At 65.2% G+C, this 18513-nt stretch carries 19 protein-coding genes; 14 read left to right on the plus strand and 5 right to left on the minus strand.

Translation table 11 applies throughout. The annotated features are described in order from the left end of the window. Positions 1-87 precede the first annotated feature (87 nt). The 3 genes from MHZ91_RS25630 to MHZ91_RS25640 all read right to left on the minus strand — a co-directional run bounded on the left by MHZ91_RS25630 (position 88) and on the right by MHZ91_RS25640 (position 2425). Positions 88-729: a class I SAM-dependent methyltransferase gene (locus tag MHZ91_RS25630; RefSeq protein WP_239216297.1), complete on the minus strand. Its 642-nt coding sequence runs from the start codon at positions 727-729 to the stop codon at positions 88-90. A gap of 55 nt (positions 730-784) precedes the next feature. Next, complete coding sequence (locus tag MHZ91_RS25635) at positions 785-1111, minus strand: hypothetical protein (RefSeq protein WP_239216299.1); 327 nt, start codon at positions 1109-1111, stop codon at positions 785-787. 120 nt (positions 1112-1231) lie between these two features. Beyond that, on the minus strand, positions 1232-2425 hold the full coding sequence (locus tag MHZ91_RS25640) for an acetylornithine transaminase (RefSeq protein WP_218342422.1): 1194 nt from the start codon (positions 2423-2425) through the stop codon (positions 1232-1234). 228 nt (positions 2426-2653) lie between these two features. Here MHZ91_RS25640 and MHZ91_RS25645 point away from each other — a divergent pair, with 228 nt between their 5' ends. From MHZ91_RS25645 to MHZ91_RS25690, 10 genes are all read left to right on the plus strand, one after another. Then, positions 2654-3619, plus strand: coding sequence for a tripartite tricarboxylate transporter substrate binding protein (locus tag MHZ91_RS25645; protein WP_239216301.1), 966 nt, complete (start codon positions 2654-2656; stop codon positions 3617-3619). A 199-nt stretch (positions 3620-3818) separates the two neighbouring features. Further along, the gene (locus tag MHZ91_RS25650; protein WP_105236850.1) at positions 3819-4592 is read left to right on the plus strand and encodes an SDR family oxidoreductase; all 774 of its coding nucleotides are present in this window, start codon (positions 3819-3821) and stop codon (positions 4590-4592) included. Between the two features lie 22 nt (positions 4593-4614). Further along, entirely contained in the window at positions 4615-4878 is a 264-nt protein-coding gene (locus MHZ91_RS25655; RefSeq protein ID WP_239216303.1) for a hypothetical protein, read from the plus strand. A 130-nt stretch (positions 4879-5008) separates the two neighbouring features. Next, positions 5009-5917: a LysR family transcriptional regulator gene (locus MHZ91_RS25660; RefSeq protein ID WP_239216305.1), complete on the plus strand. Its 909-nt coding sequence runs from the start codon at positions 5009-5011 to the stop codon at positions 5915-5917. Positions 5918-6115: 198 nt separating this feature from the next. Next, a complete protein-coding gene (locus tag MHZ91_RS25665; RefSeq protein ID WP_175185516.1) occupies positions 6116-6898 on the plus strand; it encodes a transporter substrate-binding domain-containing protein in 783 nt (260 codons plus the stop codon). 17 nt (positions 6899-6915) lie between these two features. After that, complete coding sequence (locus tag MHZ91_RS25670) at positions 6916-7584, plus strand: amino acid ABC transporter permease (protein ID WP_105236846.1); 669 nt, start codon at positions 6916-6918, stop codon at positions 7582-7584. Continuing rightward, on the plus strand, positions 7581-8237 hold the full coding sequence (locus tag MHZ91_RS25675; RefSeq protein WP_239216307.1) for an amino acid ABC transporter permease: 657 nt from the start codon (positions 7581-7583) through the stop codon (positions 8235-8237). The genes MHZ91_RS25670 and MHZ91_RS25675 overlap by 4 nt, the downstream gene beginning before the upstream one ends. Further along, a complete protein-coding gene (locus MHZ91_RS25680) occupies positions 8218-8952 on the plus strand; it encodes an amino acid ABC transporter ATP-binding protein (protein ID WP_239216309.1) in 735 nt (244 codons plus the stop codon). The genes MHZ91_RS25675 and MHZ91_RS25680 overlap by 20 nt, the downstream gene beginning before the upstream one ends. 145 nt (positions 8953-9097) lie before the next feature. Next, entirely contained in the window at positions 9098-9280 is a 183-nt protein-coding gene (locus MHZ91_RS25685; protein ID WP_239216311.1) for a CsbD family protein, read from the plus strand. A gap of 57 nt (positions 9281-9337) precedes the next feature. Continuing rightward, positions 9338-9466: an entericidin A/B family lipoprotein gene (locus MHZ91_RS25690; RefSeq protein WP_056327784.1), complete on the plus strand. Its 129-nt coding sequence runs from the start codon at positions 9338-9340 to the stop codon at positions 9464-9466. Between the two features lie 150 nt (positions 9467-9616). On the opposite strand, the gene MHZ91_RS25695 is transcribed toward MHZ91_RS25690, so the two are convergent. Beyond that, complete coding sequence (locus tag MHZ91_RS25695) at positions 9617-10756, minus strand: DSD1 family PLP-dependent enzyme (protein ID WP_239216313.1); 1140 nt, start codon at positions 10754-10756, stop codon at positions 9617-9619. A 265-nt stretch (positions 10757-11021) separates the two neighbouring features. Here MHZ91_RS25695 and MHZ91_RS25700 point away from each other — a divergent pair, with 265 nt between their 5' ends. From MHZ91_RS25700 to gluQRS, 4 genes are all read left to right on the plus strand, one after another. Then, entirely contained in the window at positions 11022-11981 is a 960-nt protein-coding gene (locus tag MHZ91_RS25700; RefSeq protein ID WP_175125813.1) for a TAXI family TRAP transporter solute-binding subunit, read from the plus strand. 98 nt (positions 11982-12079) lie between these two features. Continuing rightward, positions 12080-14104: a TRAP transporter permease gene (locus MHZ91_RS25705; RefSeq protein ID WP_239216315.1), complete on the plus strand. Its 2025-nt coding sequence runs from the start codon at positions 12080-12082 to the stop codon at positions 14102-14104. A 239-nt stretch (positions 14105-14343) separates the two neighbouring features. After that, positions 14344-14802 (plus strand): DUF494 family protein, encoded by a 459-nt coding sequence (locus MHZ91_RS25710; RefSeq protein ID WP_056565848.1) that lies wholly within the window; start codon positions 14344-14346, stop codon positions 14800-14802. A gap of 77 nt (positions 14803-14879) precedes the next feature. Next, on the plus strand, positions 14880-15779 hold the full coding sequence (gluQRS, locus tag MHZ91_RS25715) for a tRNA glutamyl-Q(34) synthetase GluQRS (RefSeq protein WP_239216317.1): 900 nt from the start codon (positions 14880-14882) through the stop codon (positions 15777-15779). 70 nt (positions 15780-15849) lie between these two features. Here gluQRS and MHZ91_RS25720 read toward each other — a convergent pair whose 3' ends face one another. After that, positions 15850-18474 carry a GDYXXLXY domain-containing protein gene (locus tag MHZ91_RS25720; RefSeq protein ID WP_239216319.1) on the minus strand — a complete coding sequence of 875 codons (2625 nt, stop codon included), beginning with the start codon at positions 18472-18474 and terminating at the stop codon, positions 15850-15852. Positions 18475-18513 lie beyond the last annotated feature (39 nt).

Genomic DNA, 18513 nt, shown 5'->3' on the forward strand with positions numbered 1-18513 from the left:
AGTTCGCCGTGATTTATGCAGAACGCTTCACTGACCCGTATCGCTGAGATAGCATCAATAAGCCTGATAGAACCAACTATCACGCTTCTAACGCCTCAAACACAAAAATACTGACAGTCCCCTGTCCCGTTTCGCCAACCACACCGTCGCCCCCCCACACCCGGCATCCTCTACGACATGCCGCACCACCTCAAACCCATTCACCCCCAACAACTCCCTATACTCCGCCCCCTCCAAACTCCCGTGATACAACGGCCGTCCTTCAAACTCCCCAATCGCCTCACCCAACCCCGGCCCGCTCGTAAAAATCAACACCGCCCCCGGCGCAGCCAACCGCCCGAACTCCCCGAACATCCCCCGCTGATCCTCAGGCGACAAATGAAAAAAGCTATGCCAAGCGATCAACCCATCAAACGGCCCTGCGACCGCCATCCGCCGCATATCCGCAGCAATCCACTGATGCTCAGGAAACGCCGCCTTCGCCCGATTCAATAACGGCACCGACGTATCCACACCCGTAATCAGGCACCCACGCTCAATCAGATATTGAGCAATCGGCACCCCAAACCCACACCCAATATCCAGCACCCGCGGAATCGCCCCCGGCAGCAGCGCCAGAAACGCATCGAGCCACACGCGCTCGATCAGCTCAGACCCACGCAGCCGCACAAACGCGTCGGCATGCTCCCGATAGATCGACACCACGTCATCAGCAGGCGACTTGGACATCTTCAAACTCCCGTAACGGCGACCACAGAAAAACGAGCCTTTTGAATCGAGCGAATCAACCGCAAACGCCCGAATTCCCATGGAAGCACTCCCAAGCCTCCGACTCAATATCCTCAATCACCACCCCATCCTCACCCGCAATGGTGAACTGCTCCTGGCTATCGCCAATACTCGCCGCCCCATCCAACCCCAGCAGCAGCGAATACATCGTGTCCCGCAGCGCCAGATCCAAAACGCCACGCACGCCCTCAAGCTGCGCTGGCGACAACCCCAGCCCCCGCACCTTGGCCGCCACTGCACTCCCGCCATCCGCCGCCATGAACGTCTCCAGCAGCTCACCCCGCAGCGCATTCCAGTTGCCGACAAATTCCTTCGCGTCCATTCGATTCCCTTGATGTATCCCAACCCACGGCCGCATACCCAACCCCGACCGCGATCCAATCAACCAAAAAACAAGGGCCGCATAATCGCGGCCCTTGCATTCCCTACCTTCTAACCCTCATCAAGCCTTACGCACCTGCGCAATCAGCGCATCCAGCTGCTTCAGCATCGAATCCACTTCCTCAGCCGTCACATTCAGTGCGGGCATGAAGCGCAGCAGATTCGGACGCGGCGCATTCAGCAGCAGACCTTCCGGCGCCTGATTGCGCGCAGCTTCGACAATCGCCGGACCATCGTCACGATCCATCACCAGCGCGCGCAGCAGACCCATGCCGCGTTCGCCCTTCATGCCGTACTTGGCCGAGATGGCCAGCAGGCCTTCGGACAGTTGCTTGGCGCGGGCATTGACCGCGTCCATGAAACCCGGCGCGACCAGCGCGTCGAAGACGGCGACGCCGACGGCGGTGGTCAGGGGGTTGCCGTTGTAGGTGCCGCCTTGGTCGCCGTGCTGGAACACGCTGACTTCCTGGCGGGCCAGCAGGGCGGCCAGCGGCACGCCGCCGCCGATGCCCTTGGCCAGCGTCATGATGTCGGGGACGACGTCAAAGTGCTGGTAGGCGAACATCTTGCCGGTGCGGCCCATGCCGGTCTGGACTTCGTCGACGATCAGCAGCAGTTGGTTTTCATCGGCCAGCTTGCGCAGGCCTTGCATGAATTCCTTGGTGGCGGGCAGCACGCCGCCTTCGCCTTGGACGGGTTCCAGCATGATGGCGACGGTCTTGTCGTCGATCAGCTTGCGCACGGATTCCAGGTCGTTCAGTTCGGCCTTGGGGAAACCTTCGACCTGCGGGGCGAACATCTTGTCCCAGCCCGGCTTGCCCGACGCGGACATCGTTGCCAGCGTGCGGCCGTGGAAGCCGTGGTTCATGGTGATGATCTTGTAGGCGCCGTTCTTCTTGACCTGGCCCCACTTGCGCGCGAGCTTGATGGCGCCTTCGTTGGCTTCGCCGCCGCTGTTGGCGAAGAAGACGCGGTCAAAGTCGGACGCGCCGGTCAGGCGCTGAGCCAGCTCGATCGAGGGGATGTTGTAGAACGCCGGCGACGGGTTCATCAGCTTTTGCGACTGTTCGACCAGCGCGCGCTGCATTTCGGGCGCGGAGTGGCCCAGGGTGTTCACCGCCCAGCCCTGCACGAAGTCCAGGTATCGCTTGCCCGCGTGATCCTCCAGCCAGGATCCCTTGCCGCTGACGAACACGAGGTCCGGGCGGGAGGTGATCTCCATGAGGGTGTCGACGTTGAACTGGCTGAATTCCATGGCGGTTCCTGCGGGATGTAAGGACAGGGGATGAGGGAAATTTCGGGGGATTCCCCGGGGGGAAGCGCGAAAAGGCAAATGTAGCACCGACGGGGGGATGCTATCGTGACGCTACCCCTCCGATCTGCCCCGGGCCGGCCTCACAAGGGCTGCCAGCGCGGGCGCTCTATTTTATGCAGGCGATGCGCCCCTCGCGCGCAGTCCGCCGTCGCTTTTTACTGACCAATCATGAAACGTATTCTTTCCAGTCTTGCCGCCGGTCTGGCATTGGCCGCCGCCATGACGCCCGCTCACGCGGAATATCCCGACCGTCCCATCCGCCTGATCGTGCCGTTCCCGCCGGGGCAGGCGACCGACATCTTTGCGCGCGCGCTGGCCGAGAAGCTGGGCGCGGCGGTCAAGCAGCCGATCGTGGTGGAGAACCGCGCGGGCGCGGGCAGCAATATCGGGATGGAGCAGGCCACGCGCGCGGCGCCGGACGGTTACACGCTGGTGATCGCGGGTAGCGCGGCGGCGGTGAATCAGACGCTGTACAAGACCATCAATTACAGCCTGACGAAGGATTTTGCGCCGGTGTCGGGGGTGTTCTCGGTGCCGCTGATGTTCCTGGCGACGCCCGCGTCTGGGATTACGTCGCTGCAGCAGTTGGTGACGCAGGCTCGGGCGAATCCGGGTGAGTTGGCGTATGCCAGCGCGGGGATTGGCGGCACGCAGCATTTGTCGGCCGAGATGTTCAAAGCGGCGGCGGATATTGATATTCGCCATATTCCGTACAAGGGCAGTGGCCCTGCGCAGGCGGATTTTCTGGGGCATCAGGTGCCGCTGATGGTGGACTCGGTGACGGCGGGTTTGCCGCACGTTCAGAGCAAGAAGGCGGTGGCGCTGGCGGTGACGACGGCCAAGCGGCTGCCGCAGTTGCCGAATGTGCCGACCGTGGCGGAATCGGGTTATCCGGGGTTTGAGGCGATTGGCTGGGCGGCGGTGTTGGCGCCTAAGGGGACGCCTGCGGAGATCACCGGGGCGCTTAGCAAGCAGATCGGGCAGGTGTTGAATACGCCGGAGATGCAGAAGTTCTTCCGGGATCGTGGCGCGGAACCGATGCCGTTGACGCCTGAGGCGACTGGGACGTTTATGACGGCCGAGGTCGAGAAGTGGGGCAAGGCGGTGAAGCAGTCGGGCGCGCAGGTGGATTGAGCGCGTTCCTGGATTGACGACGCTGCAAGCCGTCCCTGAATCAGCGGCGGCTTTTTTGTTGCCGGTTACTGGACACCGCCCAGACCGCGCGCCTCGATTGGGTGGTTTTTCTGGATGATCCATCCAGCTTCAGGTGGTTTATCGGGCGCGGGCGCTTGCCTAAGCTCGTAGCTCCATCGACATCTGAAGGAGATTTTCCATGGCGGACCATTCGATCAAGGGCAAGGTCGCGATCATTGCGGGCGGGGCGAAGAATCTGGGCGGGCTGATTGCGCGCGACCTGGCGGAGCAGGGCGCCCGCGCGGTGGCGATCCATTACAACAGCGCAGCGTCGAAGGCTGAAGCCGAGGCGACCGTGGCGGCGGTGCAGGCGGCGGGCGCGAAGGCCGTGGCGTTGCAGGGCGACCTGACGACGGCGGCGGCGGTAGAGAAGCTGTTTGCCGATGCGGTTGCCGCAGTGGGCCGGCCGGATATCGCAATAAATACGGTCGGCAAGGTGCTCAAGAAGCCCTTCACCGAGATCAGCGAAGCCGAGTACGACGAGATGACGGCGGTAAATTCCAAGACGGCGTTTTTCTTTCTGCGCGAGGCGGGCCGGCACGTGAATGACAACGGCAAGGTGTGCACGCTGGTGACGTCGCTGCTGGGCGCCTTCACGCCGTTCTATGCGGCCTACGCGGGCACGAAGGCGCCGGTGGAGCATTACACGCGGGCGGCGGCCAAGGAGTTTGGGGCGCGGGGGATTTCGGTGACGGCGGTGGGGCCGGGTCCGATGGATACGCCGTTCTTCTATCCGGCTGAGGGCGATGATGCCGTGGCGTATCACAAGACCGCGGCGGCGCTGTCGCCGTTCAGCAAGACGGGGCTGACGGATATCGAGGACGTGGTGCCGTTCATCCGCCATCTGGTGAGCGACGGCTGGTGGATCACGGGGCAGACCATCCTTATCAACGGCGGCTATACGACCAAGTAGGCGTCAGACCAGGGAGAGCGGCATGCATATGGCGATGGTGATTGGAGGCGGCGCGGTGCTGTTGGGCGTGTTTCTGCTCTTCGGGAAATTGTGGGGCGGCGATGCGGCGGCGCTGGCGGTGGCGGCCAAGGCGTTCATTCCCGTCTGGCTGGTGGTGTCGCTGGTGAATATGTGGGTGGGCGTTACCCACGCCGGGTACACCGTGCGCGAGGAATTGCCGATTCTGGCGGTCGTGTTTCTGGTGCCGGCGGCGCTGGCTGCTGTGGCGATCTGGCGCAGCGGCTGACGCGGCCGGATCGGATCCCGATCAGCCCCCAATTGCGGCTATGCTTTTCATGCATTGCGCGCGCCCCCGGCATCGGGAAGGCGCGCGCTTCCCGTTGCACCGCCCCCCGCATCATCGCCACAGGCCGCTCATGGACCGATTCGACCAGTACCGCGTGTTTGCGCAGGTTGCCGAGATGGGCAGTTTCATCAAGGCGGCGCACGCGCTGGACGCGCCCCGCGCGTCGGTGTCCGCCGCCATCCAGCAACTGGAAACCCAGCTTGGCGTGCGGCTGCTGCATCGCACGACCCGGCAGGTGCGGTTGACGGCGGACGGCGAACAACTGCTGGAACGGGTGCTGCCGCTGCTGGCCGAAGTGGAAGACATCGACCTGTTGTTCCAAGCCAGCGAGCGGCAGGTGTCGGGCCGATTGAGCATTGACGTGCCGAGCCGCGTGGCACGCCGGCTGATTGCGCCGCAGTTGCCGGGCCTGCTGCGCCGGCATCCACGGCTGCAAGTGGTGCTGAGTTCCACCGACCGCGCCATCGATCTGGTGCAGGAAGGCGTGGACTGCGCGGTGCGCATCGGGGCGCTGCATGACAGCAGTCTGGTGGTGCGGCCGCTGGGCAGCATTGCGCTGATCAATTGCGCCAGCCCGGCTTACCTGCGCGAACACGGCGAGCCGATGCAGCCGGAAGATCTGGCCAGCGGACATTGGGCGGTGGGCTATGCGTCGCCCAAGACCGGGCGCGAATTGCCCTGGGAAACCGTGTCGCCCGATGGCGGCGTGCGCCAGGATCCAGTGCGCAGCCGGGTGGTGGTGAATAACGCCGAAAGCTATATCGCCTGCTGCCTGTCGGGGCTGGGGCTGATCCAGATTCCCCGGTTCGACGTGCAGCATCTGCTGAATGCGGGCGAACTGGTGGAGGTGATGCCGGCCGCGCGAGCGGCGTCCATGCCGGTGTCGCTGCTTTATCCGCACCGCCGCCAGCGGTCGCGCCGGCTGGCGGTGTTTCATGAGTGGTTCGAAGGGTTGATGGCGGGCTACGTGGACGCCTGAAGCCAAACGTCCAAACCGGTGCCTGCGCGCCCGCCTGCGGCGCATCCGCCGCACCATCGCGGGGCGTCTGCACGACCTTTGCCCGACGCCTCCCGGCACACGCGCGTGGCACGGACTTTGCTTTGACTCTCTTTGTATACCGACTTGGTGTGCAACGCATTGACCCAGCCGGGCAGTGCGGGCCCTGGAGAGTTCCTTATGAAACGCAGATCCCTGTTGCTGTCCCTTTGCGCCGCCGCCACGCTGCTGGCCGCTCCTGTGTCGCACGCCGACGCGCTGGACGATATCGTCAAGGCGGGCGTCATCAAGATCGCGGTGCCGCAGGACTTTCCGCCGTTTGGGTCGGTGGGCTCGGACATGAAGCCGCTGGGCTATGACATCGATACGGCACAGCTCATCGCCAAGCAACTGGGCGTGAAGCTGGAACTGGTGCCGGTCACCAGCGCCAACCGCGTGCCGTACCTGCAGACGAAGAAGGTGGACCTGGTGATCTCCAGCATGGGCAAGAATGCCGAGCGCGAGAAGGCCATCGATTTTTCCGACGCGTACGCGCCGTTCTTCAACGGCGTGTTTGGCCCGGCGGACTTGAAGGTCTCGTCCGCCGCGGACTTGGCCGGCAAGACCATTGGCGTCACGCGCGGCGCGGTGGAGGACATCGAGCTGACCAAGATTGCGCCCGAGTCCGCCACGGTAAAGCGCTATGAGGACAACAACGGCACGATCACGGCCTTCCTGTCGGGCCAGGTGCCGATGATCGCAACGGGCAACGTGGTGGCCGCCGCCATCCTGGCGCGCAATCCGCCCAAGAAGCCCGAGACGAAATTCCTGATCAAGAACTCGCCGTGCTACATCGGCCTGAACAAGGACGAACCGAAGCTGCGCGCCCGCGTGAACGACATCCTGGCGGCCGCCAAGCAGGACGGCTCGTTGTCGGCGATCTCGCAGAAATGGCTGGGCGCCGCGCTGCCCAAGGATCTGTAGCCTAAGCGGCGGCCGTCATGGCTTACCAGTACGACTTCGCCTCGGTGTTCGAGTACACGCCGGTGCTGCTCAAAGGCATCGGCGTGACGATCGAACTGATTGCGTTCGGCGCGGTGGCGGGCGTGGCGATCGGCATCGCGTGCGCGTGGGTGCGCACACAGGGGCCGACATGGCTGCGCGCGCCGGTCACCGCGTATGTCGAGCTGATCCGGAACACGCCGTTTCTGATCCAGCTCTTTTTTGTGTTCTTTGGCCTGCCGTCGCTGGGCATCCAGCTTGGCGAGATGCAGGCGGCGTGCCTGGCGATGGCGCTGAACCTGGGCGCCTACAGCACCGAGATCATCCGCGCCGGCATCGACGCCACGCCGCGCGGGCAGTATGAAGCGGGCGCGAGCCTTGCGCTGTCGCGGCTGCAGGTGTTCCGGCACGTCGTGCTGATGCCCGCGCTGATGCGGATCTGGCCGGCGCTGTCTTCGCAGATCGTGATCGTGATGCTGGGATCGGCGGTGTGCTCGCAGATCGCGGCCGAGGACCTGACGTTTGCCGCGAACTTTATTCAGTCGCGCAACTTCCGGGCGTTCGAGGTGTATCTGGTGACGACCGGCATCTATCTGGCGCTGGCGGTGCTGTTGCGCCAGATCCTGCGCATGACCGGGCGGCGGCTGTTCCGCAAGGCGGCACGATGACCGAATTTTCCACCTGGGACATCGTGCGCAATCTGCTGCTGGCGGCGCGCTGGACGATCATTCTATCGCTGGCGGCCTTTGCGGGCGGGGCGTTGATGGGCGTGCTGGCGCTCATGATGCGCACGTCGCGCGTGGCCGCGATGCGGCGCATCAGTTGGGCGTACATCGAACTTTTTCAGGGCACGCCGCTGCTGATGCAGTTGTTCCTGGCGTTCTTCGGCCTGTCGCTGATCGGCGTGGAGGTGCCGCCGTGGCTGGCCGCGGGCGCGGCGCTGACGTTGTGGGCGGGCGCGTTTCTGGCCGAGATCTGGCGTGGCTGCGTGGAGGCCATACCGAAGGGACAGTGGGAAGCGTCGGCCAGCCTGGCGCTGGGCTACGTGCAGCAGATGCGTTATGTGGTGCTGCCGCAGGCGCTGCGCATTGCGGTGGCGCCCACCGTGGGCTTTGCGGTGCAGATCGTCAAGAGCACGGCGCTGACGTCCATCATCGGCTTCACGGAACTGTCGAAGGCGGCCACGGTGATCACCAACGCCACCTTCAGTCCCTTCACCGTCTATGCCTGCGCGGCGCTGATCTATTTCGCGCTGTGCTGGCCCCTGTCGCGCCTCAGCCTCCGGCTGGAAAGGAAGTTGCATGCCCCTCATCGCCCTTGAAGACATCCGCAAGCGGTTCGGCGACAACGAAGTGCTGAAAGGCGTGACGCTGCGCGTCGAGCCCGGCGAAGTGATTGCCATCATCGGCAAGAGCGGCTCGGGCAAGAGCACGCTGCTGCGATGCATCAACGGGCTGGAGCAAATCGACGGCGGCGCGATCATGGTGGCCGATGCGCAGTTGGGCGACGATGAGCTGCGGCTGCGTGCGCTGCGGCTGAAGGTGGGCATGATCTTTCAGCAGTTCAACCTGTTTCCGCACCTGACCGTGGGGCGCAACGTGATGCTGTCGCCCATGGTGGCCAAGCGTGTCCCCGCGCGCGAGGCCGAGGACATGGCCCGAGCGATGCTGACCCGCGTGGGCCTGGCGCACAAGTTCGACGCGTGGCCGGACGAATTGTCGGGCGGGCAGCAGCAGCGCGTGGCGATTGCCCGCGCGCTGGCGATGCAGCCGCTGGCGCTACTGTGCGACGAGATTACGTCGGCGCTGGATCCGGAGCTGGTCAACGAAGTGCTGGCGGTAGTGCGCGAACTGGCGGCCGACGGCATGACGCTGTTAATGGTGACGCATGAGATGCGCTTTGCGCGCGAGGTCTGCGATCGCGTGGTGTTCATGCACCAGGGCCGGGTGCACGAGATCGGCCCGCCCGAGCAACTGTTCACTGCGCCGGCCACGGTGGAGTTGCGGCAGTTCCTGGGGATGACGAACCTGGCGTGAGCCGCAGGTAAAAATGCACCACCTGTCCTGGTGCGCATGCCTCTATCGCGGGTGCGGCGCGGTTCCTATATTGGACTTGTCCGCCGCCGGACTCCGGGTTTCCCCGGCGCGGTTTCACCCCACCTGAAACCTGAGGATCGATGACATGGACAAGGACCGCATCAAGGGCGCCGCCAAGGAAGTGAAGGGCGCGATCAAGGAAACAGCTGGCAAGGTGACGGGCAGCACCCGCACCGAAGCCGAAGGAAAAGTGGAGAAAGTCGAGGGTAAAGTGCAGCGCAATGTGGGCGAAGCGAAGGATCAGGCACGGGACTTGCTGGACAAGTAATTGCGGCTGCCGATCGGCATGACCGCAACGTCCAATGAACGCCCGAAGGAGAAGAAAATGACCCACCGTATTTGGCTTGCACTGATGCTCGCGATTACCGCCGTGACCGCCGGTTGCAACACGATGGAAGGTGCCGGCAAAGACATTGAAAGGGGCGGGGAAAAGATCCAGCAGCAGGCCAAGTAGGCGCTTGCGGGCTGTATCCAAAGGTCGGCGCGTTGACGGCGCGCCGGCCTTTTTTCGTTCCTGCGAATCGCGGGACGGGAGGACTTGAGGGGTGAACGGTCGATCGTGACCGTGCACCGCGCTAGCTAACCGCCCCCTCAGAAGGACCTATTAGCGCGAGAAGCCGCGCGCCGAGATTTCCCAGATGTCCTCGACCACGCCGTCCCGCACCACCACCAGCCCATCATGCAGGTTGAACGTGGGGTCCACGTGTGACGGCACCAGGCGCAGCACCGCGCCCAGGTCGGGCGCCTGCGCCCCCGGCTCCACGCGCACGACGCCGTGCTCATCATTGATGGCGGTGTACGTCAGACCCGGTTCGCCGAAGATGGCGGGCGGGCCGCATTCGGCCGTGGTGGATTTGAGCCCCGCGTCCAGGATCACCCGGTCAGGCGCCGGCTTGCTCATGACCGTGGCCAGCACGAACAGGCTGTTTTCAAACGCCAGCGGGCCGTCCCACTCGTTGGCGCCGTAGTCGCCGTCCATGAAGGCGTAGGAGCCGGCCTGCAATTCGGTATAGACGCCGCTGGCCGCATCGAATTCGGCGCTGCCCGTGCCGCCGCCAGTGATGGTGTCGCAGGCGATGCCGCTCTCGCGCAGCAGTTGCGCATAGGACGCGGCGATGCGCGCCGCCTGGCGGCAGACCTCGGCGCGCTCCTCGCGCGTGCGGTAATGCTGCACCGACCCGTGATAGGCCTGCAGGCCGGCGAAGTTCACGCCCGGCAGGTCGCGCGCCTGCTGCGCCAGCGCCAGCACGAGGGCGTCGTCCGACACCCCGCAGCGGCCCTGGCCGACATCCACTTCCACCAGCACGTCGATCTGCGCCTCCGCCTGCACCATGGCTTGCGACACCTGCGCCAGGTTGTGCGCGTTGTCGACGCACACGCTGACCTTCGCCACGCGCGCAAGTTGCCCCAGCAGCGCCAGCTTGGCGGGGCCGACGACTTCGTTGCTGATGTGGATGTCCTGGATGCCGGCGGCCACGAAAGGCAGGGCTTCGCTGACTTTCTGGCAGCAGATGCCGCGCGCGCCCAGTTCAAGCTGACGCAGGGCGATCTGCGGACACTTGTGCGCCTTGGCGTGCGGCCGCAGCGCGACGTCGTGGCGGTCGGCCCAGGCCTGCATCGCGCGCAGGTTGGCCTCGAAGGGCGTCAGGTCCAGCACGAGGCTGGGCGTATCGACGCTGGCCAAAGGATCGCCCGGTTGAGCGGGCGGGGGCAGCGCAATGCCGCGTATGACTTCCTGGGACATCCTGATGACTCCGTAGTCTGACTGCTTGAGAGGTAACACGCGCATAACCAAAGCGGGACCACCCATAACCAAACGGGCGATTCACCCCCAGGTAAACGATAGCCCCGTAACCATTGGCTACCAGTGGGCGGCATGACAGAATTTCATCATGAAAACGGCCCCCAAGGGGAGGCCCATTTCCGGCGCGGCAACGCTGCCGCGCCGGCGATGACAAGACGACCCAAGTCACCCGACAGACCTGTCAACAAGTACCGGAGAAGCTCGCATGAAACTCAAGCACTGGATCACCGCCCTGACCGTCGCGGTCGCCGCTGTCGGCGCCACCAGCTCGGCTCAGGCCCAGCAGTTTTTCCGCATCGGCACGGGCGGCACGGCGGGCACGTACTACCCGATCGGCGGCATCATCGGCAACGCCGTGTCGCAACCCGGCAAGCTGATCGCCACGGCGGTCGCCTCCAACGGGTCGGTCGCCAACATCAACGGCATCATGGGCGGCTCGTTTGAAGCCGGCTTTACGCAGTCGGACGTGGCGTTCTGGGCCTATAGCGGCACGGGCACGTTCGAAGGCAAGCCCAAGGCGCAGGACCTGCGCCTGATCTCCACGCTGTATCCGGAAAGCATCCACCTGGTGACGCGCAAGGGTTCCGGCATCAAGGGCGTGGCCGACCTGAAGGGCAAGCGCGTGTCGATGGACGAGCCGGGTTCCGGCACGCTGGTCGACGTGCGCCTGATCCTGGGCGCGTACGGCATGACCGACAAGGACGTGAAGGCCGAATACCTGAAGCCCAATCAGGCGGGCGACAAGCTCAAGGACGGCGGCCTGGACGCGTTCTTCTTTGTGGGCGGCGCGCCTGCCGGCGCCATCGCCGAACTGGCCTCCACGGGCAACATCGAACTGGTGTCGCTGGTGGGTCCGGAAATTGATGCACTGCGCGCCAAGCAGGAGTTCTTCACACCGGACGTCATCACCGCCAACACCTACCAGAACATCCCCGAGGTCAAGACGATTTCGGTGAACGCGCAGATGGTGACGTCGGCCAAGATCCCTGAGCAGACCGTGTATGAAGTGACCAAGGCGCTGTACAGCGACGCCACGCGCAAGACGCTGGACGCCGGCCACGCCAAGGGCAAGCTGATCACGCGCGAGAACGCGACCAAGGGCGCGGGCATCCCGTTCCACCCGGGCGCCGAGAAGTTCTACAAGGAAATCGGCCTGCTGAAGTAGGCCCCCCGAGCGCCTGCGGCGCCTGCCATTCGCGCCGCATCTGAGCAGGGCCGCCGTTGTGCGGCCCTGCTTGTTGAATCATCTTGAGAATCACCGCGATGGAAATCGATCACGAGAAAACCCAGAAGCTGGCGGAAAAGTACGATTCGGAAATCCGCTTCCGGCCGCTGGACAAGACTGCCACGTGGATCGTCTCGGGCCTGCTGGTCAGCCTCTCGATCTTTCATTACTACACCGCCGGCTTCGGTCTGCTGCGCGAAGCGACGCACCGCGGCGTGCACCTGGCCTTCGTGCTGAGCCTGATCTTCCTGGTGTTCGGCTTTTCCAAGTCGCATTACCAGCGCGAACCCAAGTCGACCTGGTATGCGCCGGGCGGCATTCCGCTGTACGACTGGATCATCGCGATCGCGCTGGCGCTGTCGGTGCTGTACATCCCGTACATCTTCGAGGACCTGGCGTTCCGCGTGGGCAATCCGCTGCCGCAGGACGTGCTGATGGGCTCGATTCTGCTGATCGGCCTTCTGGAAGCCACGCGGCGCGCGATGGGCTGGCCGCTGCCGATCATCGCGATCGTGTTCATGGCATACGCGATGTTCGGGCCGTACTTCCCCGGTCTGCTCAAGCACGCGGGCAATACGTGGTCGCAGGTCGTCAACCACATGTACCTGACCAGCCAGGGCGTGTACGGCGTGGCGGTGGGCGTGGTGGCGACCTACGTGTTCCACTTCGTGCTGTTCGGCGTGCTGGCCACCCGCATCGGGCTGGGCCAGTTGTTCCTGGATGTGGCCTCGACCGTGGCGGGGCGTTACGCGGGCGGGCCGGCCAAGGTGTCGGTGTTCGGCTCGGCGATGTTCGGCATGATCTCGGGGTCGTCGGTGGCGAACGCCGTGACGGTGGGGTCGCTGACCATCCCGGCGATGATTCGCGTGGGCTATCCGCGGCACTTCGCCGCGGGCGTGGAAGCCGCCAGCAGCACGGGTGGGCAGATCACGCCGCCCATCATGGGCGCGGCCGCGTTTCTGATGATTGAGTTCCTGGGCATTCCGTACCAGCAGATCGCGATCGCGGGCATTTTTCCGGCGTTCCTGTACTTCTTCGGCATGTTCATGCAGGTGCACTTCGAAGCCAAGCGCGAAGGCCTGCGCGGGCTGACCGCCGAGGAAATGCCCAAGCTCAAGCAGTCGTTCAAGATGCGCTGGCCCACGCTGATCCCGCTGGCGATGCTGATCGGCATGCTGGCCAGCGGCCGAACGCCGTATCTGGCGGCCTTCGCGGGCATCACGGGCTGCATCGTGGTGGGCATCCTCAATCCGTACACGCGGCTGCGGTTGCGCGACCTGTACGAAGCGTTTGAAACCGGCGCGAAGTACGCGCTGGCGGTCGGCGCAGCGGCCGGCACGGTGGGCATTGTGATCGGCGTGGTGACGCTCACGGGTGTGGGCTTCAAGATCTCGTACATCGTGATCGCCGCCTCGCAGGCGCTGGCGGCAGGCGCGGCGATCTTCCTGCCCGAGGCGTTGACGGACATGCAGTCGCTGACGCTGATCGCGGCGCTGGTGATGACCGGCATCGTCTGCATCCTGATGGGCTGCGGCGTGCCCACGACCGCCAACTATCTCATCATGGTGGCCGTCGCAGCGCCCACACTCGTGCAGTTGGGCGTGCAGCCCATTGCGGCGCACTTCTTCGTGTTCTATTTCGGCATCCTGGCGGACATCACGCCCCCGGTGGCGCTGGCCGCATACGCGGCGGCGGGCATGGCGGGCAGCGATCCCTTCAAGACCGGGAACACGGCGTTCCGGCTGGGCATCACCAAGCTGATCGTGCCGTTTGTCTTCGTGTTCTCGCCGTCGCTGCTGATTTCGGTGCAGGGGTTCACTTGGTACGAGTTCTTCGTGACCCTTTTCGGCTGCATGGTCGGCCTGGTGTTGTTGTCGGCGGCCTTGTCGCGTTTCATGCTGGTTGGCATGAAGAGCTGGGAGCGGTGGCTGTGCACGATTGGCGCGCTGCTGACCATCATTCCGGGCCTGACCAGCGGCATCATCGGGTTGGTGATCTGCATCCCCGTTTTCATCCGCCAGCTGGCGGGCCTGAAACTGGAGAACGCGCCCAAGGTGGCGTAACGCAGGACAAGTAAAGCAAAAAAAGGGGCGGACCCACGCGGGACCGCCCCTTTTTGCTGAATCAGCCATTTTGTCAGCATTTGGGTGCAAAATAGGCGTCCTTGCGTGCAAGGTGACGTAGTACAACATCCGCCTTTTCCCCGGTTGCCCGGCAAAATAAATCGGCGTAAAGTAAAATTCATGTTTGCTGGTCTGCCGATATGCGGGCCGACTGTGCAAACAGGCACAAACTGCGCCATATGTTCGATATCCTGGTCTATCTGTTCGAGAATTACTACACGCCTCAGGCCTGTCCTGCTGCCGATGTGCTCGCCAAGCGGCTTGCCGCTGCCGGTTTCGAGCACGAGGACATCGACGACGCGCTCGGTTGGCTGTATGGCCTTGCCGAGACCACCGAACGGTGCGTTGACCTGGCCCAGGCGCCCACGTCCGGCACCCGGATCTACACCGATAACGAATACCAACAGCTCGGCACCGAGTCCATCGGCTTCATCGCCTTTCTGGAATCGGCCGGCGTGCTGCCCGCGCCCCTGCGCGAGATCGTCATCGACCGGGGCCTGGCCTCGCCGGAAACGCCCGTGCCGCTCTCCAAGATCAAGATCATTGCCCTCATGGTTCTCTGGAGCCAGGAAGCCGAGATCGACAATCTGGTCCTCGAAGAGCTGCTCGACGAAGAAGGCGGGCGCCTGCTGCATTGAGCACGCGTTCACGCGCCACACTTCCAACCCCTCAGCCCGCGCTTGATCGTGCGGGCTGAAGTCTTGTCTACGTTCCCTTGAATTACGTTGGCCGCTTCGCCCCGAGTCCCAGTGGACCGCTGCATGCGGGCTCGCTGGCGACCGCGCTGGCGAGCTGGCTGGACGCGCGCGCGCAGCGCGGGCGCTGGCTGCTGCGCATCGAGGACGTGGACACGCCGCGCTCGGTGCCGGGCGCCGCGGACGTCATCATGGGGCAGTTGCAGGCGCTGGGGCTTGTCTGGGACGGCGAGATCGTCTGGCAGTCTCAACGCAACGACGCCTACCAGGCGGCGTTTGATGCACTTGCCGCGCGGGGTCTGATCTATGGCTGCGGCTGCACGCGGCGCGAAATTGCCGATTCGGCGCTGCGCGGCCAGACCGCGCCGGGCGCCGATGGCGAAAGACCGTATCCCGGCACCTGCCGTCACGGACTGCCGGCGGGACGCGAGGCCCGCGCCTGGCGGTTGCGCGTGCCTGAAGGGCTGGAGCGCTTCGAGGATCGCTGGCTCGGCGCGCAGGAGCAAGACGTGGCGCAGGCAGTCGGGGATTTTGCGCTGCGGCGGGCCGACGGGCTGTGGGCGTATCAATTAGCCGTGGTGGTGGACGATGCCGCGCAGGGTGTGACTGACGTGGTGCGAGGCGCCGATCTGCTCAGTTCCACGGCGCGCCAGCGCGTGCTGGGGCGCCTGTTGGGATTGCCGCCACTGCGCTACCTGCACGTGCCGTTGATTCTGGACCCGGCCAGCGGTTTGAAACTGTCGAAGCAGAATGGCGCACCGGCGATCGACACCAGCGCACCGCTGCCGGCCCTGCAAGCCGCGTGGGCGGCATTGGGATTTACGCCGCTGCCCGCTGCGGATGTCGCGTCATTCCTTCAGGACGCCACCGCGCGCTGGGCCGAGCGGTTTCCCGGCTGGCCGGCGGCTCTGCGCGACTGATTGCATCCGCGCGAATCCGGGTCAAACCGGCGTCCACCGGAACGCCCGGCACACTTAACGCTGCCTCCGTTCACAACGGCTGCAGATCCGCCCCCAGCATCCGCACCAGCAACGCTTCACCGTCGTCAGCCACGCGCAGCTCGCCAAAACGCGCGACTTCATACCGCGCCGCTTCGCCTTCCGGGAAGAACCACGCGTTGGTCACGATGCGCACGCCATTGCCGCGCACGCGATAGCGCAGCGGCACTTCGGTTTCGGCGTGCGGGTGAACATCGGGCTGGATGCGCACGGGCTGCGCTACGCCGCGCGCGTCCGGTGTCAGCATCACGTAGCCGTCGGGCTCGTACCCCATGACGCCGTCCACGTCGGTACGGTCCCCGCCCAGCCGCAAGCGCGTCACTTCGCGCCCGGCCGCGAAATTCAGGGCCATGTAGTCGCCCTGCATGAGCGAGCGCGGATCGACCGGGGCAAGCTCAAGAATGACCACCTTGCCCGACGCCAGCAGCTTTTCGCGCTCCCAGATGCCAAAGTTGGCCGCCGCCAGCACCAGCGCCAGACCGCCCAGAATGGCCGCGGTGCGCCAGCGCAGGGCTGGGGACACCGGCGGCATCGGGCGTGCCTGCACGGGCGCCTGCGTGCGCATCAGGCGCGGCACCAGCCACACCGCGGCACGCAGGACGAACAGCAGGACCGCCGCGCCACTCAGCCAGAGCGCCTTTTGCAGCAGCGGTAGTTCCAACTGGTAGTAATAGACACCCAGGTACGCCAGCAGGCTGGCCGCGCCGAAGATCATGACGCGCGACTGGTTCAGGCCGAACCCCAGCAACAGCCACGTCAGGGCGAATCCGACGCCCGGACTGGGCAGCCAGAACAGCGCCAGCAGCAGCAGACCGATCGGCACGCCCCAGGTGACGCCGCCGGTCAGCAGGCGGCGGCGCGGCCACAGGACGGCCAGCGCCGCAGCCATGGGCAGCAGCGCGCCCGCCACGATCAGGATGGCGGTCCGCGGCGCCAACTGCCAGATGGCGGGCAATTCAATAACCGAAATGCCGCTCGCCAGCCAGACCATGCCCTGCACGGACAGCAGGAAGGCCCACGCCAGCGGCTGCAGCGCATGGCCGCGCCGCGCGCCCACGCGGTGGCTGACGGTCAGGATGACGGCGGTCGCCCATGCGCCGATCACGCCGATGGGCAGCCACAGGAAGGTGGCCCGGGTCGCGTCGAACCGGATCCAGGCGTCCATCAGGTCTTCCTGCATGAGGTCGGGCGACAGGCCGCGCCAGATCAGCGCCGCGCTGGCCAGGGCGATCAAGAGACCGCTGAGGAATCGCAGGATCACGTCGGGACCCAGCGCATACACGGCAGCCGCCATCAGGAGCACGAAGAAGCTGGCGCTGGCGAACGAGGTCGAGCTGGACAGCCCGAAGATGATGAGGATCTGCCCCGTGAAGGCCATGGCCGTGCCGCATTGCCGCCAGAACGGACCGGCGTCGCTGCGCAGCACCGCCACGCCCGCGGCGCAAAGCACCAGCCCGGCGACCAGCGCGCCGCCTTCGGTGGTGATCAGATTGGAAAACGCGACGAACAGCAGCAGGAGCAGGGTGGCCAGCCAGGCGGACAATCCCAGCAGGCACTGCACGTACCAGGGCGGCTCGGCGCGCGGCACGGCGGCAGGGGCCAATTGCGCAACGGGCGCGCCCGAGTCGGCTGGGTCCACGGCGTTGCCGGCCGACGCGCCGGCGGGTTCGGCGTCTGCGGCGGGCACGGGGACCGGCGCTTCGTTGCTGAGGCCTCGCAACCAGCGGGCGGCGACGACGGCCTCGGCCATGAGCAAGGCGGCCAGCGGCAGCGCCGCCCACACGCCGGGCTCCAGCCGCCAGAGCCATTCGCCGACGACGCGCAGCGACACGCAGATGACGCCGGCGGCCAGCATGGCCAGGATGACGAGATCGCGCCGGCCGCGCTGATAGTAAAGACCCAGGCCCAGCGTGACGACGACCCACGCAATGCCGTTGTAGGTGCCCAGCCCGCCGACGATGGAGTCGCCGAACATCAGGGCCAGGACCAGCACGCTGATCGCGATGGCGGCAAGAATGCGTGGTCCGAAGACGGTGCTGGCGCGCCAGCGGCGCGCGGCCATTTCCCAGCCAAAGAGCATCAGCAGGTTCAGGACGGCCATGAGCAGACTGGGCAGACCCGGACCGCCAAAGATCATCATCCAGGTGAAGACGCGTTCACCCAGCCACAGCGCGGCCGCAAGATTGAGCACCAGCGCCCACAGCAGCCACACCGCCTGACTGCCCGCGGCAAGCGCCCACGGCAGCAGGAGCACTGCCCACCACGCGAACAGTTCCCAGGTATCGGCACCCGTCTGATATGTTTGGCCCAGCAGCGCGAGCAGCGCGCCGAGCAGAATGCCGGCCAGTGCAAGCAGCGCGCCGGGGATGCTGCGCCGCACGCCGGGCCGGGCGCGCAAGCGCAATCCGGACCACGCGGCGGCCAGCGCGCACACGGCCAGAAGACCCTGCACGCCGGCAAAGCGCTGCATTTTTGTCATGTCCTGCCAGTTGGCGGCAACCCAGCAAACGGCAGCGCTGCCCAGCAGCAAAACCCCTAGCCACAAGGTGCTTCGCGACAAAAATTGACGCCAAGCGTGCAGTTCGGATCCCGCTTTGCTTTCAGTGCCGACTTGCATCTGGCGAATCTCCGATCTTATTATCCGCGCTGATACGGC

It is taken from the genome of Achromobacter sp. ACRQX (genome assembly GCF_022346505.1).
GTDB lineage: Bacteria > Pseudomonadota > Gammaproteobacteria > Burkholderiales > Burkholderiaceae_B > Achromobacter > Achromobacter animicus.